Origin of the sequence: Duganella sp. Root336D2 (assembly GCF_001425005.1) — a bacterium.
In the GTDB taxonomy this organism is placed as follows: domain Bacteria; phylum Pseudomonadota; class Gammaproteobacteria; order Burkholderiales; family Burkholderiaceae_D; genus Rugamonas.
Map to the genome: position 1 here is coordinate 275849 of NZ_LMDB01000012.1, position 18338 is coordinate 294186.

15 protein-coding genes and 2 tRNA genes are annotated in these 18338 nt (G+C 60.5%); 13 read left to right on the forward strand and 4 right to left on the reverse strand.

Annotated features, from left to right (window positions below):
* The 10 genes from ASD07_RS11410 (at position 1) to ASD07_RS11455 (ending at position 10100) form a co-directional block, all read left to right on the forward strand.
* Complete coding sequence (locus ASD07_RS11410) at positions 1-1212, forward strand: NAD(P)/FAD-dependent oxidoreductase (protein ID WP_055929631.1); 1212 nt, start codon at positions 1-3, stop codon at positions 1210-1212.
* A 197-nt stretch (positions 1213-1409) separates the two neighbouring features.
* A complete protein-coding gene (rpsU, locus tag ASD07_RS11415) occupies positions 1410-1622 on the forward strand; it encodes a 30S ribosomal protein S21 (RefSeq protein WP_005665410.1) in 213 nt (70 codons plus the stop codon).
* Between the two features lie 126 nt (positions 1623-1748).
* Positions 1749-2198 carry a GatB/YqeY domain-containing protein gene (locus tag ASD07_RS11420; RefSeq protein ID WP_055929634.1) on the forward strand — a complete coding sequence of 150 codons (450 nt, stop codon included), beginning with the start codon at positions 1749-1751 and terminating at the stop codon, positions 2196-2198.
* A 102-nt stretch (positions 2199-2300) separates the two neighbouring features.
* Complete coding sequence (dnaG, locus tag ASD07_RS11425) at positions 2301-4097, forward strand: DNA primase (protein WP_055929636.1); 1797 nt, start codon at positions 2301-2303, stop codon at positions 4095-4097.
* Between the two features lie 170 nt (positions 4098-4267).
* Complete coding sequence (gene rpoD, locus ASD07_RS11430) at positions 4268-6511, forward strand: RNA polymerase sigma factor RpoD (RefSeq protein ID WP_055929639.1); 2244 nt, start codon at positions 4268-4270, stop codon at positions 6509-6511.
* Positions 6512-6519: 8 nt separating this feature from the next.
* Positions 6520-6598 (forward strand) — tRNA-Ile (locus ASD07_RS11435).
* A gap of 58 nt (positions 6599-6656) precedes the next feature.
* Positions 6657-7208 (forward strand): hypothetical protein, encoded by a 552-nt coding sequence (locus ASD07_RS11440; RefSeq protein WP_055929641.1) that lies wholly within the window; start codon positions 6657-6659, stop codon positions 7206-7208.
* A gap of 44 nt (positions 7209-7252) precedes the next feature.
* A tRNA-Ile gene (locus ASD07_RS11445) sits at positions 7253-7331 on the forward strand.
* A 129-nt stretch (positions 7332-7460) separates the two neighbouring features.
* The gene (locus ASD07_RS11450) at positions 7461-8945 is read left to right on the forward strand and encodes a hypothetical protein (RefSeq protein ID WP_055929644.1); all 1485 of its coding nucleotides are present in this window, start codon (positions 7461-7463) and stop codon (positions 8943-8945) included.
* 102 nt (positions 8946-9047) lie between these two features.
* Complete coding sequence (locus ASD07_RS11455; RefSeq protein WP_156397971.1) at positions 9048-10100, forward strand: DUF5694 domain-containing protein; 1053 nt, start codon at positions 9048-9050, stop codon at positions 10098-10100.
* 19 nt (positions 10101-10119) lie between these two features.
* Here the strand turns inward: ASD07_RS11455 and ASD07_RS11460 are convergent, their stop codons facing one another.
* Both ASD07_RS11460 and ASD07_RS11465 read right to left on the reverse strand, forming a co-directional pair.
* Positions 10120-11040 (reverse strand): alpha/beta fold hydrolase, encoded by a 921-nt coding sequence (locus ASD07_RS11460; RefSeq protein WP_055929647.1) that lies wholly within the window; start codon positions 11038-11040, stop codon positions 10120-10122.
* A gap of 83 nt (positions 11041-11123) precedes the next feature.
* Complete coding sequence (locus tag ASD07_RS11465) at positions 11124-12059, reverse strand: GlxA family transcriptional regulator (RefSeq protein ID WP_055929649.1); 936 nt, start codon at positions 12057-12059, stop codon at positions 11124-11126.
* Positions 12060-12200: 141 nt separating this feature from the next.
* On the opposite strand from ASD07_RS11465, the gene ASD07_RS11470 reads away from it, so the two are divergent.
* Positions 12201-12782 carry a DJ-1/PfpI family protein gene (locus tag ASD07_RS11470; RefSeq protein WP_055929652.1) on the forward strand — a complete coding sequence of 194 codons (582 nt, stop codon included), beginning with the start codon at positions 12201-12203 and terminating at the stop codon, positions 12780-12782.
* Here ASD07_RS11470 and ASD07_RS11475 read toward each other — a convergent pair.
* Positions 12779-13360, reverse strand: coding sequence for a TetR/AcrR family transcriptional regulator (locus ASD07_RS11475; RefSeq protein ID WP_055929655.1), 582 nt, complete (start codon positions 13358-13360; stop codon positions 12779-12781). The genes ASD07_RS11470 and ASD07_RS11475 overlap by 4 nt on opposite strands.
* A 114-nt stretch (positions 13361-13474) precedes the next feature.
* On the opposite strand from ASD07_RS11475, the gene ASD07_RS11480 reads away from it, so the two are divergent.
* On the forward strand, positions 13475-14122 hold the full coding sequence (locus ASD07_RS11480; RefSeq protein WP_055929658.1) for a glutathione S-transferase family protein: 648 nt from the start codon (positions 13475-13477) through the stop codon (positions 14120-14122).
* Between the two features lie 29 nt (positions 14123-14151).
* Here ASD07_RS11480 and ASD07_RS11485 read toward each other — a convergent pair whose 3' ends face one another.
* A complete protein-coding gene (locus ASD07_RS11485) occupies positions 14152-16302 on the reverse strand; it encodes a hypothetical protein (RefSeq protein WP_055929661.1) in 2151 nt (716 codons plus the stop codon).
* Positions 16303-16408: 106 nt separating this feature from the next.
* Between ASD07_RS11485 and nosZ the strand changes: the two genes are divergently transcribed.
* Positions 16409-18337, forward strand: a complete 1929-nt coding sequence (gene nosZ, locus ASD07_RS11490; RefSeq protein ID WP_055929665.1) for a TAT-dependent nitrous-oxide reductase — start codon at positions 16409-16411, stop codon at positions 18335-18337.
* The last annotated feature ends 1 nt before the right edge of the window (position 18338 follow it).

The window sequence follows — 18338 nt, forward strand, 5'->3', positions numbered from 1 at the left end:
ATGGCTAAAGAATTTGATGTGGCGGTGATCGGCGCGGGCGCCGCCGGAATGATGTGCGCAGCGACTGCAGGCAAGCGTGGCAAACGCGTTGTGCTGCTCGATCACGCCGATAAACTGGCGGAGAAGATCCGCATCTCCGGTGGTGGTCGTTGCAACTTCACCAATATTAACGCCGGCCCCGCCAATTTCCTGTCGGAGAACCCGCACTTCGCCAAGAGCGCATTGTCGCGCTTCACGCCGCACGACTTCCTGGCGATGGTGAAGAAGCATCGTATCGGCTTCCACGAAAAGCATAAAGGACAACTGTTCTGCGACGACTCGGCCGAGCAGATCATCCAGATGCTGAAGGATGAATGCTCCGACGGCAATGTGCACTGGCGCATGCCTGCGAAAGTGGACGCGTTGCAGCAGAACGGTGCCGGCTACATCCTGCAAACAGACGAAGGCGAAGAAATCCACGCGGCGTCGATTGTCGTTGCCACTGGCGGCTTGTCGATCCCGAAAATCGGCGCGACCGATTTCGGCTACCGGATTGCCAAGCAGTTTGGGCTGGAGCTGGTCGAGCCGCGTCCCGCCCTGGTGCCGCTGACTTTCGACACCGAGGAATGGGCGCCATTCGTGCCGCTGTCCGGCGTATCGCTGGAAGTGGACGTGGAAACCGGCTCCCTGAAAGGCCGCAATCCGAGCGGCGCGCGCTTCCGCGAAGACCTGCTGTTCACCCACCGAGGCCTGAGCGGCCCGGCCATCCTGCAGATTTCCAGTTTCTGGCAGCCCGGCACCCCGATCACGATCAACCTGTTGCCGGAAATGGACCTGGCGCAGACGCTGATCGAAGGGAAGGGCACGCTGAAGAAGCAGCTCGGCAACCTGCTGTCGCAATGGCTGCCGAGCCGCCTGGCCGAAGGCTTGCTGCAAGTGCAAGGGCTGGACCCCGAAGCGCGCATCGCCGACATGAAGGACGACACCCTGCGCAAGCTGGGCCGCGCCGTCAACCAATGGACCATCACGCCAAACGGCTCGGAAGGCTATCGCAAGGCCGAAGTCACGCGTGGCGGCGTCGACACCCGCGAGTTGTTCCAGCAATCGATGGAATGCAAGAACGTGCCGGGTCTGTACTTCATTGGTGAAGCGGTGGATGTGACCGGATGGCTGGGCGGCTACAACTTCCAATGGGCTTGGGCATCCGGAGTGGCTGCCGGCCTCGCGATCTGATATCATTCCACTTCCGGCAACGCATTTTTCGCCGGATTCATGATGTTAGCTCGGCTGAAATATTGCCCGCGAAAGACGTCGATATCCCCTGCGGAACCGCCTGAGTGGCCGGTTTGGCGTCTATTGTCTCTTCCATTTTTGAGCAAAACCTGCTAATATCGCTGTCTTTCCTGAACCCTAACGGTTTGAATTTTTACATGACTACTATCCGCCTTAAAGAAAACGAGCCGTTCGAAGTCGCAATGCGTCGCTTCAAGCGCACCATCGAAAAGACCGGTCTGCTGACCGAACTGCGCGCACGCGAGTTCTACGAAAAGCCAACCGCAGAACGCAAGCGCAAGCTGGCAGCTGCCGTGAAGCGTCACTACAAGCGCATCCGCAGCCAGCAACTGCCTAAGAAGCTGTACTAATTCAGCTCTCGTCGGCATTCTTGCAGGCGCATTGATCGCCACGGATGCCCACGCCAGAGTTTCAACCCGCTCCGGTAAATGCCGCAGCGGGTTTTCCTTTTTTCCACGCACACTTTTGAGGTAGCTATGAGCCTGAAAGCCCAGATCACTGAAGACATGAAAGCCGCCATGCGCGCCAAGGAAGCCGGCAAGCTGGCCACCATCCGCCTGCTGCTGGCCGAGATCAAGCGCAAGGAAGTGGACGAGCAGATCGAAGTCAACGACGTGCAGACCGTGGCCATCGTTGAGAAGATGATCAAGCAGCGCAAGGATTCGATCACCCAGTTCGAAGCCGGCGGCCGTTCCGACCTGGCCGACATTGAGAAAGCCGAACTGGCCTTCCTGGTGGATTACATGCCAGCCGGCCTGTCCGACGAAGAGATCGCCGCTGAAGTGAAAGCCGCCGTCGCCGAGTCCGGCGCAGCAGGTCCCCAGGACATGGGCAAAGTCATGGTCATCGTCAAGCCCAAGCTGGCTGGCCGCGCCGACATGACCGTCGTCTCCGCACTGGTCAAAAAGGCCCTCACCCCGTCATAATCTACAGCCCAGCCATATCGTGGGCCGCGTGCGTTGAGGTGGATCAAACTCCCTTTGTGCGCGGCGGTATAGTCTGATTTATAACAAATACCGTTCAGCCTCGTGATTCCACAGTCATTTATTGCCGACCTGCTGAACCGCGTCGATATCGTCGATGTGGTGGGGCGTTACGTCCAGTTGAAAAAGGGCGGCGCCAATTTCCAGGGCCTGTGCCCGTTTCACAGCGAAAAATCTCCTAGCTTTACCGTTAGTCCGACCAAGCAGTTCTATCACTGCTTCGGCTGTGGCGCCCATGGCACCGCGATCGGCTTCCTGATCGAGTATTCGGGCATGGGCTTTGTCGATGCGGTCAAGGATCTGGCCCAGAATGTCGGCATGGTCGTACCTGAACAGGACGACAAAATCCCGCCGGCCCAGCGCGCGGCCCAGCAGCAGCAGTCCATGGCGCTGTCGGAGGCCATGTCCAAGGCTAATGAGTTTTACCGCGCCCAATTGCGCCTGGCGCCGCAGGCGATCGGCTACTTGAAAGGCCGCGGCCTGACCGGCGAAATCGCGGCCCGCTTTGCGCTGGGCTATTCGCCGAGCGGCTGGGATGGCTTGAAAGCCGTGTTCCCGGACTATGAAAACCCGGTCCTGGTTGAAGCCGGCCTGATCATCCAGAACGTCGATGAGGACGGTAAGCGCACCAAGCGCTATGACCGCTTCCGCGAGCGGGTAATGTTCCCTATCCGCAATACCAAGGGCCAAGTGATCGCCTTTGGCGGCCGCATCATGGACCAGGGCGAACCAAAGTACTTGAATTCCCCGGAAACGCCTTTATTTTCAAAGGGCTCGGAGCTGTATGGCTTGTTCGAAGCGCGCCAGGCAATCCGCGATGCGGGCTATGTGCTGGTGACGGAAGGCTATATGGACGTGGTGGCGTTGGCCCAGATGGGCTTTCCGCAAGCGGTCGCGACGCTGGGAACCGCTTGCACCACGACCCACGTCCAGAAGTTGTTGCGTCAAACCGACACCGTGATCTTCAGTTTCGATGGCGACAAGGCCGGTCGCCGCGCTGCAAGGCGTGCGCTGGAAGCCTGCCTGCCGCATGTGTCGGATGACAAGACGATCAAGTTCCTGTTCCTGCCGGCTGAGCACGACCCGGACAGCTATATCCGCGAATATGGCGCCCAGGCTTTCGAGCAGCAGGTACATGAAGCGATGCCGCTGTCCCAATTCCTGCTGCGCGAGGCCGCCGGCGAGCATGATTTAACATCGCCTGAAGGCCGGGCCCGCGTCCAGTTCGACGCCAAGCCGCTGCTGCAGGCTATGCCGCCGACCTCGCTGCGCCTGCAAATCGTGCGCGGCCTGGCGACCATGACGCAGAGCACGCCGGGCGAAGTTGAGCAGCTATTTGAGCTGACCAAGCCAGTGGCTGCTAATAAGGTAGCGCCGCCAAAGAGCCGGCGCGTGCAGCCAGTGGGGCTTGAGCTGAAACTGATCCGCGTCATGCTGACGCACCCGACCCTGGCGCTGCAGCTGGATGACGAAGCCCTGCTGGCCTTCAGTCATTTCGGCCAGGAAGCCGCCGAGCGCCTGGTCTGGCTGATTGTGCAGGCGCAATCGCTGGGGGAGCAGGGCAGCTTTGCCGCGTTCTGCCAGTTGGTGAAAGAAACCGGCAGCGATTATGATGCGCTCATCGGTGAGATTGCTGCCGCGCCGGAGCCGGATATCGAGGGTGAGCGCCTGTGGCTGCTCGCTACCGTGCGCCACTTGAAGATGGATGCTTTAAAACAGGAACTGGACCAGCTATTTACCGCTGGTTTATCCTCCGAAGAAATTGGTGTACGCTACCGCGAAATTACTGCCAAGCAAGACCAGCTGCGCAAGGAAGCTGAAGATGATTTAGGTTCGAGGTAATTGCTGGCACGCACGGAAACCTTCCCGTCTGGTAATTGTAAAGGGGCGTGCTATAATAAAATGCTAAATATTGCAATATTTAGCGGGTCTGATTTTTCGTTTGTTTTCAGTAAGTTACAGTAGTAGTTGTTGCGGTTTGTAGTGGACTTAACTATTCCCGGAAAGCGCCTGTGCCAGCAAAGAAACCTGAAACCAAAGCGGCTGAAAAGCCTCGCAAAGTGACCGCCAAGCCCGCGACCAAGTCGGCTAATAAACCGGCAACTCGCGTCACGGCGCCGCCGGTGGTTAGTCAGACAACGGACGCAGCCGCCCTGGCTGCCATCGATACTTCCGGATATGTGCTGCCATCCGTCAAGGTGCCGGGACGCCGTGGCCGCAAGCCGAAGGAATTCACGCCGGAAAACGACGAGGTTGCAGCACTGAACGCTGTTGAGCGTGCCGAGATGAAGGCTGCGGACAAGGCGAAAGCCAAAGACCGCAAGGCCAAGGAAAAGGCATTGCTGAAAGATGCGTTCTCGTCCGACACCGAGGCTACGGAAGAGGAACTCGAACGCCGCCGCCAGAAGCTCAAGACGCTGATCAAGTTCGGCAAGGAACGCGGCTTCCTCACCTACGCTGAAATCAACGACCACCTGCCAGAAAATATCGTCGATCCGGAAGCGATCGAGGGCATTATCGGCACCTTCAATGACATGGGCATCGCCGTGTATGAGCACGCGCCCGATGCCGAGACCCTGCTGCTGTCGGATAACGTCGCCACTGTCACCAGCGACGACGAAGCTGAAGCTGCCGCAGAAGCCGCGCTGTCCACCGTCGATTCCGACTTCGGCCGCACCACCGACCCGGTCCGCATGTATATGCGTGAAATGGGTTCGGTCGAGCTGCTGACCCGTGAAGGCGAGATCGAAATCGCCAAGCGTATCGAAGACGGCCTGCGCGACATGATCCAGGCGATTTCCGCCTGCCCTGTGACGATCGCCGAGATCCTCGCCACCTCCGAGCGCATCCGCATCGACGAGATCAAGATCGACGAAATCGTCGACGGCCTGGTTGATGAGGATGGCGAAAACATCGCCACTGCAGCCGCCGCTTCCGACGACGAAGAGTCGGACGACGACGAAGAAGCAGAGGGCGAAGAGGAAGAGGACGAAGCCGCCAGTCCAGGCGGCGCCGCGGCCGGTTACACCGCCGAGCAGCTGGAAGCGATGAAGCAGCTCGCCCTCGAAAAATTCGACAATATCGCCAACCAGTTCGACCGCATGCGCAAAGCATTCGAGAAGGATGGCTATAACTCGAAAGCCTACCTGAAGGCACAGGAGTCGATTTCCGGCGAGCTGCTGGGCATCCGCTTCACTGCCAAAGTGGTGGAAAAGCTGTGCGACACCCTGCGCGGACAGGTCGATGAAGTGCGCCATATCGAGAAGCAGATCCTCGACGTGGCGGTGAACAAGTGCGGCATGCCGCGCGCCCACTTCATCAAGGTTTTCCCGGGCAACGAAACCAACCTCGAATGGGTGGATGGCGAAGTCGCCGCAGGTCACGCTTACAGCGCGATCCTGGGCCGCAACATCCCGACCATCAAGGAACTGCAGCAGCGCCTGATCGACCTGCAGGCGCGCGTCGTGCTGCCGCTGCCGGACCTGCGCAACATCAACCGCCAGATGGCGGCCGGTGAAATGAAGGCGCGCAAGGCCAAGCGTGAAATGACCGAGGCCAACCTGCGCCTGGTGATCTCGATCGCGAAGAAGTACACCAATCGCGGCCTGCAATTCCTCGACCTGATCCAGGAAGGCAATATCGGCCTGATGAAAGCGGTCGACAAGTTCGAGTACCGCCGCGGCTACAAGTTCTCCACGTACGCTACGTGGTGGATCCGCCAGGCGATCACCCGTTCCATCGCCGACCAGGCACGTACCATCCGTATTCCGGTGCACATGATCGAAACGATCAACAAGATGAACCGGATTTCGCGCCAGATCCTGCAGGAGACCGGCGCCGAGCCGGATCCGGCAACCCTGGCGATCAAGATGGAAATGCCGGAGGATAAGATCCGCAAGATCATGAAGATCGCGAAAGAGCCGATCTCGATGGAAACGCCGATCGGTGACGACGACGATTCCCATCTGGGCGACTTCATCGAGGACAACAACACGCTGGCGCCTTCGGACGCAGCGCTGCATGCCTCGATGCGCGGTGTCGTGAAGGATGTGCTGGATTCGCTGACGCCGCGTGAAGCCAAGGTGCTGCGCATGCGCTTCGGTATCGAAATGTCCACCGACCACACGCTGGAAGAGGTCGGCAAACAGTTCGACGTGACCCGTGAACGTATCCGCCAGATCGAAGCCAAGGCACTGCGCAAGCTGCGCCACCCATCGCGCTCGGACAAGCTGAAGAGTTTCCTGGAAGGGAACTAAGGCCCGACGGGCCTCTAGCTCACGCTTGGTTAGAGCAGCGGACTCATAATCCGTTGGTACCCGGTTCGACTCCGGGGAGGCCTACCAACACATCAGCAAGGCCCGGTCCTTTGGATCGGGCTTTGTTTTTTCTGTAAATGAACCGATGAACGTACGCGATCAACTGCTGGCCCTCTTCCTTTCGCTTGCTGTTATGGGCACGGGCCATGCCGCGCCTATGGATGAAGCCGTCCTGAAGCAGCTGCTGCCAGGCCAATCCCACTGCGATGACGCGCGCAACGACCCCAAATTCCAGAAGATGGATGTGGATTTTGACCAGTATTGCGTCTGCCTTCCGATAAAGGCCGAGGAGTTCCTGCGCGCGGCAGACTGGCAGTCCCCTGGCGATCCAACGGCGGAGGACAAGGCCAAATACAGCGACCTGATACGCGACGCGGAAGTCGTCTGCGCGAGGCCGTACGTCAAGAAACAAGTCGGTCAGCAACTGGAGGAAATCTGCCGCGGCGGCCGGGGTATTTTCGCGCCGCTGGCCAGGCAAGGGACTGCTGCACTGGATGCGGCCTGCCCATGCATCGCCAGCACGGCCACCGACCAGACCTACGGGGCAGGTGATGCGCCAATTGACCCGAATATCAACACCAAAGCGGTTTTGGTGGCAGCAATCAATTCTTGCGCGCCAAAGCAAGGCGGCAAGTAAAACTTGACGGAAAGGGGCTTCAGCCCTATCCTGCCGGGTTCCCAGGGCCCTTAGCTCATGCCTGGTTAGAGCAGAGGACTCATAATCCTTTGGTGCGCGGTTCGACTCCGCGAGGGCCTACCAATTCGCTATATGCAGTGAAAAACGCCTCTACGAGCAATCGTCGGGGCGTTTTCTATTGGGATATTCCCTCGGACATCAGGGATTGAATCGTTTCACGGATGCGATTGCTATTCTGGTAATATTTCCTCTATGCATATTATTCGATTCCCTGGATCCATCCTGCTCGGCCTGGCATTTTCCAGCGCCCTGGCCGCTCCCCTCAATGCCAGCAAATTTTCACCCACTTACATAGGTTTTTCTGCCGACAATGCTCGCGCTTGTCTCGTTGGACAAAGCTTTGATCCCGAATGGGGGAATAGCACTGCCGAGCTGACGCTGCTTGACCTGAAGCGCGACGCCGTCCTGGCCAAGACGCAAATCCCCGTGCCCGATGATGACGCATCGCTGTACCCGGTGCAGTGCGCGTTCGATGGCGAGAATGTCTACCTGCTGGCGAACGTGGATACCCAAGCTTCGCGCTCGCTGAACCAGGGCCTCGTCTACATGTACCAATTCAATATGCAGGGAAAGCAGCTTGGAAAGAAAGAGCTTGCGATCCCGGGAAGCAACAGCTACGGCCATGCGCTGGGCGTATCCGCGAGTGGGCTACAGGTTGCAGGCTATATCAAGGACGAGGATGACTCCTCCGAGTATTACTCCTTCTTTACGCTCGCGCTGGACCGGCGCCTGAAAGAGGGTAAGCTGAACGTTCGCAAGACGGGCGCCTTCAGGAGCGGTTCCGAGGCGCGCTTTGTAGGCGACAACGTGCAGGTTGCCGGGCCATTCGTTGCAGCTAAAGTAGTGAAGGACAACTGGGTCGACGACTATGCAAATTCGCGCGTCCTGGTCAATGGCGGTTATGCCTGGAGCATGCGTCCGTTCAAGCAATCCCCGCGCCACGTGGCGGCGGGAATTTCCCAGCAGGGTGCGATCTATTCGCTCGCCTACGAGAAGACAGGATCGACACTGGCAGTGACCAGCGCCGAAGGCAAGCAGCTCTCGCTGGCCAGCTATCCGAGCAAATTTTGCGAAACGAGTTCGATTACCGAATATGGCGCGGACGTGCTGGCCTTGCGCAAGCCTTGCGACGTGAAGCGCAAGGCGGCGGAGCTGGTACTCATTTCTCCCGCCAATGGAAAGGAAACTCCGTTGCAACTGGCGCCAGGGGAACCGGTGTTCGCGGCCACCAATTCAGGGCAATGGGTCGTCATCTCCAAAGATGCCGGCGGCAAGCTTGCCTGGTACACGGGCGCTGTTGGCGGCGAGACGCGCTTCAGCCAGACGACAGCCGGAGTGGAGCATTCCCTGAGCCTTGGCCGCATCAATATCGATAAGAAGGGCCAGCGCTCTTTCGATTTCGCTTACGAGCAGCGTGCCGGCGAATGCCGCTTCAGCATGAACGGGCACGCGGTCCAAGTGGATATCTTTAATCCAGAAGGAGACGATGGCAAGGAGCTGCCGCAGGTCGTCATGTACGACAGCGAGGGCATTGCCCTGACGCTGCCACTGGATGGACCGCCGCGGCAGGCTTCTTTCACCGGCACCCTGGCGCCCGAGCAGGCAAAGCGCAGCTGCGGCAACAAGAACGGCGGCAAGGTGTCCTTGACGTTCAGCGCAGCAGGCGCCCGCCGTTAAACGCCATCCATCCACTTGATCCTGCATCCTGTCGGATAGCGGGGGCGCGCACGCGCGCGGGATCCTAGAATCGGCACTCCTATCAACCGTCGGGGGAGTGAAATGGGCATGTGGAAAAAAGTGGCGTGGGGGCTGGCTGCGGCATCGCCGTTGCTGGCGCAAGCGCAGGTCGATTTGACCAAGCTCGATCGCGACATGGCGGGGCCGAAGTCGCAGGTGATGGTGCTGGGCACCGTCCATTTGAGCGGCACGCCGGCCACATTCAAAGCGGCTTCCCTGGGCGGTGTCATCGACCGCCTGGCAGCCTTCAAGCCCGACATCATTACCATTGAGAGCGAGTCCGGGGAGGACTGTGACCTCGCGGCGCGGCATCCCGCAAAGTATGGGGCGAACTGGTGTCCCAAGACTGAGGTAGCGATGGCTGCGACCGGGCTCGATATGCCGGCTGCGCTGGCGGAAGTGGATACGACGCTGAAGGCCTGGCCTGCGAAGCCGACTGCATCGCAGCGCAGGCGTCTGGCGGCAGCGTTCCTGGCGGCGAACGAGCCCTCGTCGGCCCTGGTGCAGTGGCTGCAGTTGCCTGCGGCCGAGCGCCGCGAGGGCGATAGCCTGGATGCGGCCCTGGTGGCAATGCTGGAAAAGCTTGAAAAGCGCAAGAACGAGGACAACCTGATTGCGGCGCCACTGGCCGCCAGGCTTGGCCTGCAGCGCGTCTATTCGGTTGATAACCATACCGGCGACCGTATCGACCTGCCTGACATCAAGGCCTTCGTGAAGCAGCTGGAGGCTGCCTGGGCGTCAAGCAGCGCCGAAATGAACGTCCGCCGCAAGCAGGAAGATGCCTTGTCGCAGGCGGACGATATGCTGCCCTTGTACCGTTTCATAAACGCGCCGGAGAGCATGCGCATCCATGCGGAGTCGAACGTAGTAGGGCCGATGCGGGCGAAGTCGGCGGAAGTTTACCCGCAAATCTGGGTAGGCGGCTGGGAGATCCGCAACCTGCGCATGGTGGCCAACATCCGTGAAACCTTCCGCGAGCGTCCGGGGGCCCGTGTGCTGTCCATTGTCGGCGCTGCGCATAAGCCTTGGTTTGACCATTGGCTTGCGCAGCTGCAGGGCGTGGAGATCGTCGATGCTGTCGACGTTTTGAAGTGACGCAGCGCAGGAACGCCGCTCAATCAAACGCTGCCCGGATCTCGCGGCTGATTTGTCGCGGTGCCTGCAGGTGGGCGTAGTGGCCGAGCCCGGGCAGGATGCTGAATGGCCGACCTGACTTGGCGGCGAATTCTTCGCCCATCTTCTTGTCGATGTAGATATCCTTCTCTCCCCACACAACCTGGACCGGTGTTTTCAGGCGTTCCAGGTTGGCCTCGAAATACTGCTGGTCGCGGGTGAAGTGCGAGTAGTAGTGGTAGAAGGCGTCTCCCGTGCTCAGGCGGCCCTGCGTCCAGCCGGCCAGCATGTCTTCCGTGAAATCCGCAGGCACATTGAATTGCTCGCTGGCTTCCAGGCCGCGGCGGAAGGTGTTTTCGATGATCTCGTTGCGATTCTGGTTGATCGCGGTGCGGGTTACCTGGGCGGTCTGCGGCTCTTTCAGGCTGCGCAGGCGGTCGGACATGTATTGCGGCCGGTCGAATGGGGCGAAGTCGCCGGCGATGATTTTCCTTGCGATGTCAGGCTGCTCCAGCGCTGCCAGCAGCGGCGGCAGGGCGCCGATATCAGTGGCGTAAATCACCAGCGTTGAGCGGTCGATGCCTGCCTTGTCGATGTAGGCCTTAACGACTTGCGCATAGTCGCGCGGTGCGTAGGCGAATTTGGCGGCGGAAGGGCGTGACGATTGACCATAGCCCGGCCAGTCAAAGGCGTGCACTTCGTAATCGCGGCCCAGGTCCAGCGCCAGGTCGCGCCAGGTGAGCATGGTTTCCGGAAAGCCGTGCAGGAACAGTACCGTGCCTTTGGCTGCCGGATTTTTGACCACCATCCGGCGCAGGGTGATATCGGGGCTGAGTTTTACGTAGTCGATTTCCTGGGCGGCGGCGCCGGCCAATGCAAGGGTGCCTGCAGCAGCGGCGATTGATTTCTTGAGCGCGGACATATTGGTGATCCTTGGTGAAGGGTTCGAGATGCCTTCAATATAGGTTCCGCTGCTTGTGGCGTAAATGACGTATTTCCCTCCTTTCAGGACATGCGCGCTATACGGCGCAGTGCTTGCGGCGGCTGTCCGTAGGCGCGCAGGAAGGCGCGTCGCATGCGTTCGGTATCGATGAAGCCGGTTTCCGCCGCGATTTCTTCGATGGTGTGGCGGCTTTGCTCGATCATCAGGCGCGCGGCTTCCAGCCGCAGGTGCTCGATCGCCTTGGCCGGCGACTGGCCGGTTTCGCTTGTGAAGGCTCGGCTGAACTGTCGAGGGCTGAGGTGTGCGACACCGGCCAGTTCCTGGACCGACAGACCGGAGTGCAGGTGATTGCGCGCATACTCCAGCACGCGCTGGATGCGGTCGGACTTGGCGCCAAGTTGCAGGAGGGTGGAATGCTGGGACTGGCCTCCGCCGCGACGATGGTAGACCACCAGCTTCTTCGCCACCGCTGCCGCGAGTTCGGCGCCGTAATCGGCCTCGATAAGGCCCAGCGCAAGGTCGATGCCGGTGCTCATGCCGGCCGAAGTCCAGACTGGGCCATCGTTGATGAAAATGCGGTCCGCATCGACGCGCGCCGCGGGGAATTGCTGCTGCAGTTCGCGGGCAAACAACCAGTGCGTTGTGACGCGCCTGCCGTCGATCAGGCCAGCTTCGCCAAGCAGGAAAGTGCCGGTGCAGACGGATGCGGTCCGGCGCGCAAGCCTGGCGGCGGCGCGCAAGCGAATGAGTATCTGCGTGTCGGTGGGCGCTGGCGCAACCAGGCCGCAGACGATCAGGGTGTCCAGCCGGCGCCGCGCGAGCGGCTGGGTTTCCAGCGAGGCGCCGAACGAATTTGCAACCGGGCCGCCATGTGCGGAAAAAAAGCCGATGTCGTACAGGCGCTCGCAGGCCGTGGTGTTAGCCAGTTCGAACGCGGAGGCGGCGGCCAGCCCCATGATCTGGAAGCCAGGCGGCAGCAGGAAGCCAATCTTCAGCAAAGCAGGACCTATGGCGTAAAAGGAGGTATTTCGATCATACGCGCCATTGGCTGCCGGCGCTGGCAAGCGATGTTATCCTCATCAGTCGCGCTGCTCATCGTAAGCGCATTTCGTCATGCAAGTTTTAACAAGGAGATCGGAATGGCAATCAAGAAGATCCTGTTTTTGACGGGCGACTTTGCGGAAGATTATGAAACCATGGTGCCGTTCCAGGCACTGCAGATGGTTGGGCACACGGTGCACGCGGTCTGCCCTGGCAAGAATGCGGGCGAGAAGATCAAGACCGCGATCCACGATTTTGAGGGCGACCAGACTTATACTGAAAAACCAGGCCACCAGTTTGCGCTGAACGCGAGCTTTGACGACGCTCGTGCCTCGGCCTACGACGCGCTGGTGATTGCGGGCGGACGGGCGCCGGAATATTTGCGCCTCAACCAGCGAGTGCTGGAAACGGTGCAGGAATTCGCCAAGGCGGGCAAGCCGATTGCGGCGATCTGCCACGGTGCGCAGATCCTGACTGCGGCTGACGTCATCAAGGGCAGGCGCATCTCGGCGTATCCAGCGTGTGCGCCTGAAGTCCGCATGGCTGGGGGCGAATACGTTTCGGTCGAGATGGACCAGGCGGTCACTGATGGAAATTTCGTGACAGCGCCAGCGTGGCCTGCGCATCCGCAATGGATGGCGCAGTTCCTCAAGGTGCTCGGTACCGAGATCAAGCCTTAATTCGCACCCAGCAGCGCCAGTGCTTGCTGGCGTGCCGCCGCGCGCAATGATGCGCGTAGTACAGGATCGTCGGTGGTGCGGGCCAGCACCATGCCGCCGACGCAGAGCGCCACGATGGCTTGCGCCCTCTGCTCGCCGTCGCCGTAGTCCTTCAACGCGTGCGCGTAAATGCGTGTCAGGTTGCGGATCAGGTCTGTGTAGGCGCGCTGTGGCGACAGGCCGGCGCGGGCCACGTCGCCGGGCAAGGCATACAGGGGGCAGTGGTTCTCGATATCTTCCAGCACTTTGTCGCTAAGGTAAAGGTTCAACAGCCGATGAGCCATGTCGCGCGGGTCGGCCGAGGGCGCGCTGGCGATGTCCTTTCGGAAGGGGTTGCAGGTGGTGAAGCTGGCTACAGCGGCGGCGTACAGTTCATCCTTGCTGCCGAAATGGTTGTAGAAACCACCGCGCGTCAGGCCGGCTTCTGACATGATGGTTTCGATCGATACCTGCTCGAAGCCGTGACGGTTGAACAGCTTGCGGGCTGATTCGACGATCCTGGCGCGGGTGCGCTCCTTGTGCTCTGCGGTGTAAGGCATGGGGGGCTTCCTCCTTGATCGGCATTATGCGTCCGATTGAAAATATGTTCTTGAACATATTAAGTATCTCCGTAATCTGCCACATGTTCACATCCCAACCCTAAGGAGACAGACATGTACACCCTGGTTACTTTGCGTTCCGTTCCAGATTTCGCTGTTGGTTACGTGCGCGACCTGCGCGCACGCTGGGCGCTGGAAGAGGCAGGCCAGCCGTATTCCGTGCAGACAATTGGGCCTGAAGACCAGATGTCGTCCACCTATCGCCAGCAGCAGCCTTTTGGCCAGGTGCCTGTGCTGCTGGATGGCGATCAGCCGATCTTCGAGTCCGGCGCCATACTGCGCCACTTGGGCGACCAACTGGGGCTGATGCCGACCGGCGCGCGCGAGCGGCAGTTGGCCGAGATGTGGTTGTACGCGGCACTGAATTCGGTCGAGCCGTATTTCGGTGCCTTTGCGGAGCTGGACGTGTTCCATGCGGGAGAAGCATGGGTCGAAGCTCGCCGGCCCGGGCTGGAAGCGATGGCGAAGCGCCGCCTCGGCGACCTGGAAGCATGGCTGTCAGGTAGCGACTATCTGGCTGGCACGTTCAGCGTTGCCGACATCATGATGTCGACGGTATTGCGCCTGCTGGACTCGAGCGGCCTGCTGGAGCAATTCCCGGCGGTCAGCGCCTACCAGGCGCGCTGCATGGACCGTCCAGCCTACGCGCGGGCAGTGGCAGCACAGGTGGCGCTGTATGCGCCGAAGCAGGCGGCAGCCTGAGGTTAGCCGCCCGCCGGGCAAACCCTTATTCAGCGCGGCACGATGGCGAACTGCGGCCGCTCGCTGTAGTTCGGCTTGACGCTACGGTTGATGAAGCGCGTCCATGCCTCACGGGCGTTGGGGATGCCGGTAGCGGCGGCCATGGCCAGCGCCGGCTGCATGTTCGAGGGATAGCCTTCCGGCGAGGTGGCGTAACCGGTCATCTCGCCGGCCAGCCATGGCGAGCGCCAGACGTTGGCATCCTTGTCGACCTGGGTGCGCCAGTTGGCCTGGGCCTGGCTGCCGCAAGGCTGCTCCAGGTAGCGTGCACCGGTGCTGTTCACCATTGGTGAGCCGTCGTTATTGCGCATGGTCGCCTGGTAGGCTTCGGCGAAACTGGTGAAATAAGCGGAGGTGGCGCTCGGCCGTACCATGAGGGCGTAGACCGCACCGTCAATCCAGCAGTAGCCACTGGCCATCATGCGGCCGACCGGGAAGCGCGCTTTCCAGGCCAGGATCGGCTGCGCTGCGGTAAATCCCATTTCGTCCAGATGGCCGACCGTCGATGTGAAGAAGTCGTCCATCCAAGGGGCGACGCCGGTACTCGGCCCGGTTGGACCGCTGTAGGCCACGGCGTAGCTGGTGGCTGTATTGTCGATGAAGCCCAGCTGGTTTGTGGCACTGCCGGCGAAGGTGGTGTTGTAAAAATCCAGGTTGTCTTTCAGGACCTGGTTGAAATAGGCCTTCATTGGATGGGCGTCCGGCGTGATGTAGGCGGCATGTCCCAACGTGCGCAGCGACCAGGCCTGGCCACGGACCTGGTTGCCCTTCACCAGGCCTTTGGAAAGCGCGCGGTAATGCGGATTCATGGTGACCAGGTTCCAGTTCGCCCAGAACTGCAATTCGTCCAGATAATAGGTATCCCCGGTGAGGAGGTAGGGCAGGTAGGCGAAAGAGGGCTGGTGGGCTGAATCGGGCGTATAAGGCGTGCTGCATGCGCCGGCCACGGTCGAAGTACAACGCGGCATGTCTTCGTGCTTTTGGGTGAGCGGATTGTAGCTGTCGGAGCCGATGCGCTGGTCGCGCACGTAAGGGTACTCAATGATCGACACCACCTGGTCCGTGTTTTTGTCGCGATAGTGGACCGGCCAGCTTCCCGCCAGGTCGCCCAGCCCGACTGTCACCTGCCTGGCGCGGGCATCCATGCTGAGCAGGTAGGTTGCGGCCCAGGCGTGCTGCAGCCCGATATCCGGGCGGCCGCCAGTCGAAGGCATGTATTTGTTCACCAGCGGCATGGCCATCGGGCCACTGTCGGCCGCCTCCCAATCGGTCTTCATCCTGGCAAGGCCGGTTTGCGAGGGAACCACAGTCCGATCGTAATTGGGCAGGGCGCGCGTGCCAAGCAGATAGGCGATATCATGTTTGACGTGTACTTTCGGTTCGGCGCCGGACCAGAACACCTTGCGCCAGCGCGCGTGATGGAAGTGGCTCAACGCGGCTTTGTTATACACCACCTGGTTGTTCACCACGACTTCGGCATCGTAGGTCACATTCCTGGGATCCGGTTCATAAGCCCAGTTGTTCTCGACGGTCACGTCCACCCGCGTCGGGCCGGGGCGGCCGCTGCCTGGCACGCGATAGCTGCGGATTGCGAAGCGCACGGCAAGGTGCGGGTGCGCGACGCCATTCGCCAGCACGGGAGCGCTTACCTGCCATTCGTCGACCAATGGCCCGGCAAGCCAGGTCTTATATGGCTTGCTGGCCAGTAGCTGCGCGGCGTCCGCAGTGTAAATGACGCCGCCGACGTTGAGCCGCACCACGGCATTGAAACCACTGGCCAGCAGGGATCCAGGGCCGGTGCCACCTGACGGCACAGGCATGGGCATTGTCGCCAGCGCTACCTCGGCAGTTTCGCCGCTGCCGAGTTGCGGCAGCACGGCAGTTAGCACGGCATGGCGCATCGAGCCATCGGCGTGTGTCGCCTTGACGTCGGCCTGCAAAGGTATGGCGACGCCCCTCACTGATGCGGTGATTGTTTCGCCTGGCTTTACATCGCCTTTCGCGAACACGTGGCCGACAGTGACAGGCAGGCCTGCTTGCGCCTGCGCCGAGGCGTCGCTCACTTGAAGGGAGGGCAGTTGCGCCGCCGCCGCGGCGCCCGAGGCCAGCAGGCCGACGAGATAGAACAGCAAAGATTTCATGGGCAGATCCTCTCAAATTGAAAGTGCTTGACTTGAATCAATTTAATTAGCCGGCAAACTCCGTACAGTCCTGCACTGGAATAACACAGAGTAGGAGTATTGAAACATGGGTAGCGACAATGAGGTAAACGACGCGCAAACGAACAGCCGTCGTCGATTCCTGGGTAAGAGTGCTGCGTTAGGCTTGGCCGGCGCTGGCGTGCTGGCAGGCTGCAAGGAGAACGGTGCGGGGGCGCCCGGTTCTGCTTCGGCATCGGCAGCAGCAGCGGGCAAGTCGCACGGTGCTGGCAAGGCGCATGTGGAGCCGGGCCAGCTGGATGACTATTACCTGTTCTCCAGCGGCGGCCACTCCGGCGAGGCGCGCATTATGGGCGTTCCTTCCGGGCGAACACTGCGCCGTATCCCTGTTTTCAATATCGATCCTATGGTTGGTTGGGGTATCACCAACGAATCCAAGGCTATCATGGGCACCAAGCCGGATGGCAGCCTGAAATACACCACCGGTGATACCCACCACGTGCATGGCAGCTACAAGGACGGCACCTATGATGGCCGTTTCCTGTGGGTGAACGACAAGATCCACTCGCGCCTGGCCCGCATCCGCATGGACACCATGGAGTGCGACAAGATCACCGAACTGCCTAACGTACAAGGCTTCCACGGCATCTTCCCTGACAAGTGCGACCCGGTCGACAAGTCGGTCAACCACACCACCCGCGTGTTTTGCGGTGCCGAATTCGCGATTCCATTCCCGAACGACGGCCGCGACCTGGACGATCCCTCCAAATGGGGCTCGCTGTTCACCTGCGTGGATGCGGAAACCATGGACGTGCGTTGGCAAGTGCGCGTCGATGGCAATATGGATTTGACGGCGACATCCTATGATGGCCGCTTCGCCTGCTCCAACCAGTACAACACGGAAAATGCGGCGGACCAGGCGGGCATGATGGCTGCCGAGCGCGATGCCTGCGTGTTCTTCGATGTGGCCCGGGTGGAAGCGCTGGTCAAGGCCGGAAAATTCACCACCATCGGCTCCTCGAAAGTGCCGGTGGTTGACGGCCGCAAAGCCGTCAATGCCGATCCCAAGACCGCCGTCACGTGCTACGTCCCGGTCGGCAAGAACCCGCACGGCGTGAACGCGTCGCCGGACGGCAAGTACATGGTGTGCTCCGGCAAGCTGTCGCCGACTGCGACCGTGATCGAAGTGGCTCTGGTGGCCAAGTGGTTCGACGGCGAACTGAAAACCGAGCGCGATGCCGTTGTGGCGGAACCGGAAATCGGCCTGGGCCCGTTGCATACCGCCTTCGACGGCAAGGGCAATGCCTTTACCACCCTGTTCCTGGACAGCCAGATCGTCAAGTGGAACGTGGCTGCCGCCATCGCGCAGTTCAAGGGCGACAAGACCGTCAAGCCGGTGGTTGACCGTGTGGACGTGCACTACCAGCCGGGCCACGGCTACGCTTCGATGGGTGAGACCAAGGATGCGGACGGCAAGTACTTCAACTCGGGTAACAAGTTCTCGAAGGACCGCTTCCTGCCGGTCGGCCCGCTGCACAGTGAAACGGAGCAGCTGATCGACATCACCGGCGACCAGATGGTGATCATTTCCGACCACACCGCTTATCCGGAGCCGCACGACGCAATCATCGTGCGCCGCGATATCGTGAAGACGCGCCAGATCTACAACATGGACGACTTCCCGAACAAGGTGACGGCGGACAACGCGGGCATTACGCGCAACGGCAACAAGGTGCATGTGCGCCTGATGTCGCAGGCGCCGGCCTTCAGCATGCCGGTCATCAAGGTGAAGAAGGGTGACGAGGTAACGCTCACGCTGACCAACTACGACAAGGTGGAAGACCTGACTCACGGTTGCGCACTGCCGACCTACAACATCAACTTCATCGTCAACCCGCAGGAGACCAAGTCGGTCACCTTCAAGGCTGACCATGCCGGTGCGTTCTGGATGTATTGCACGCACTTCTGCCACGCGCTGCACCTGGAAATGCGCAGCCGCTTCCTGGTGGAGGCTTAAG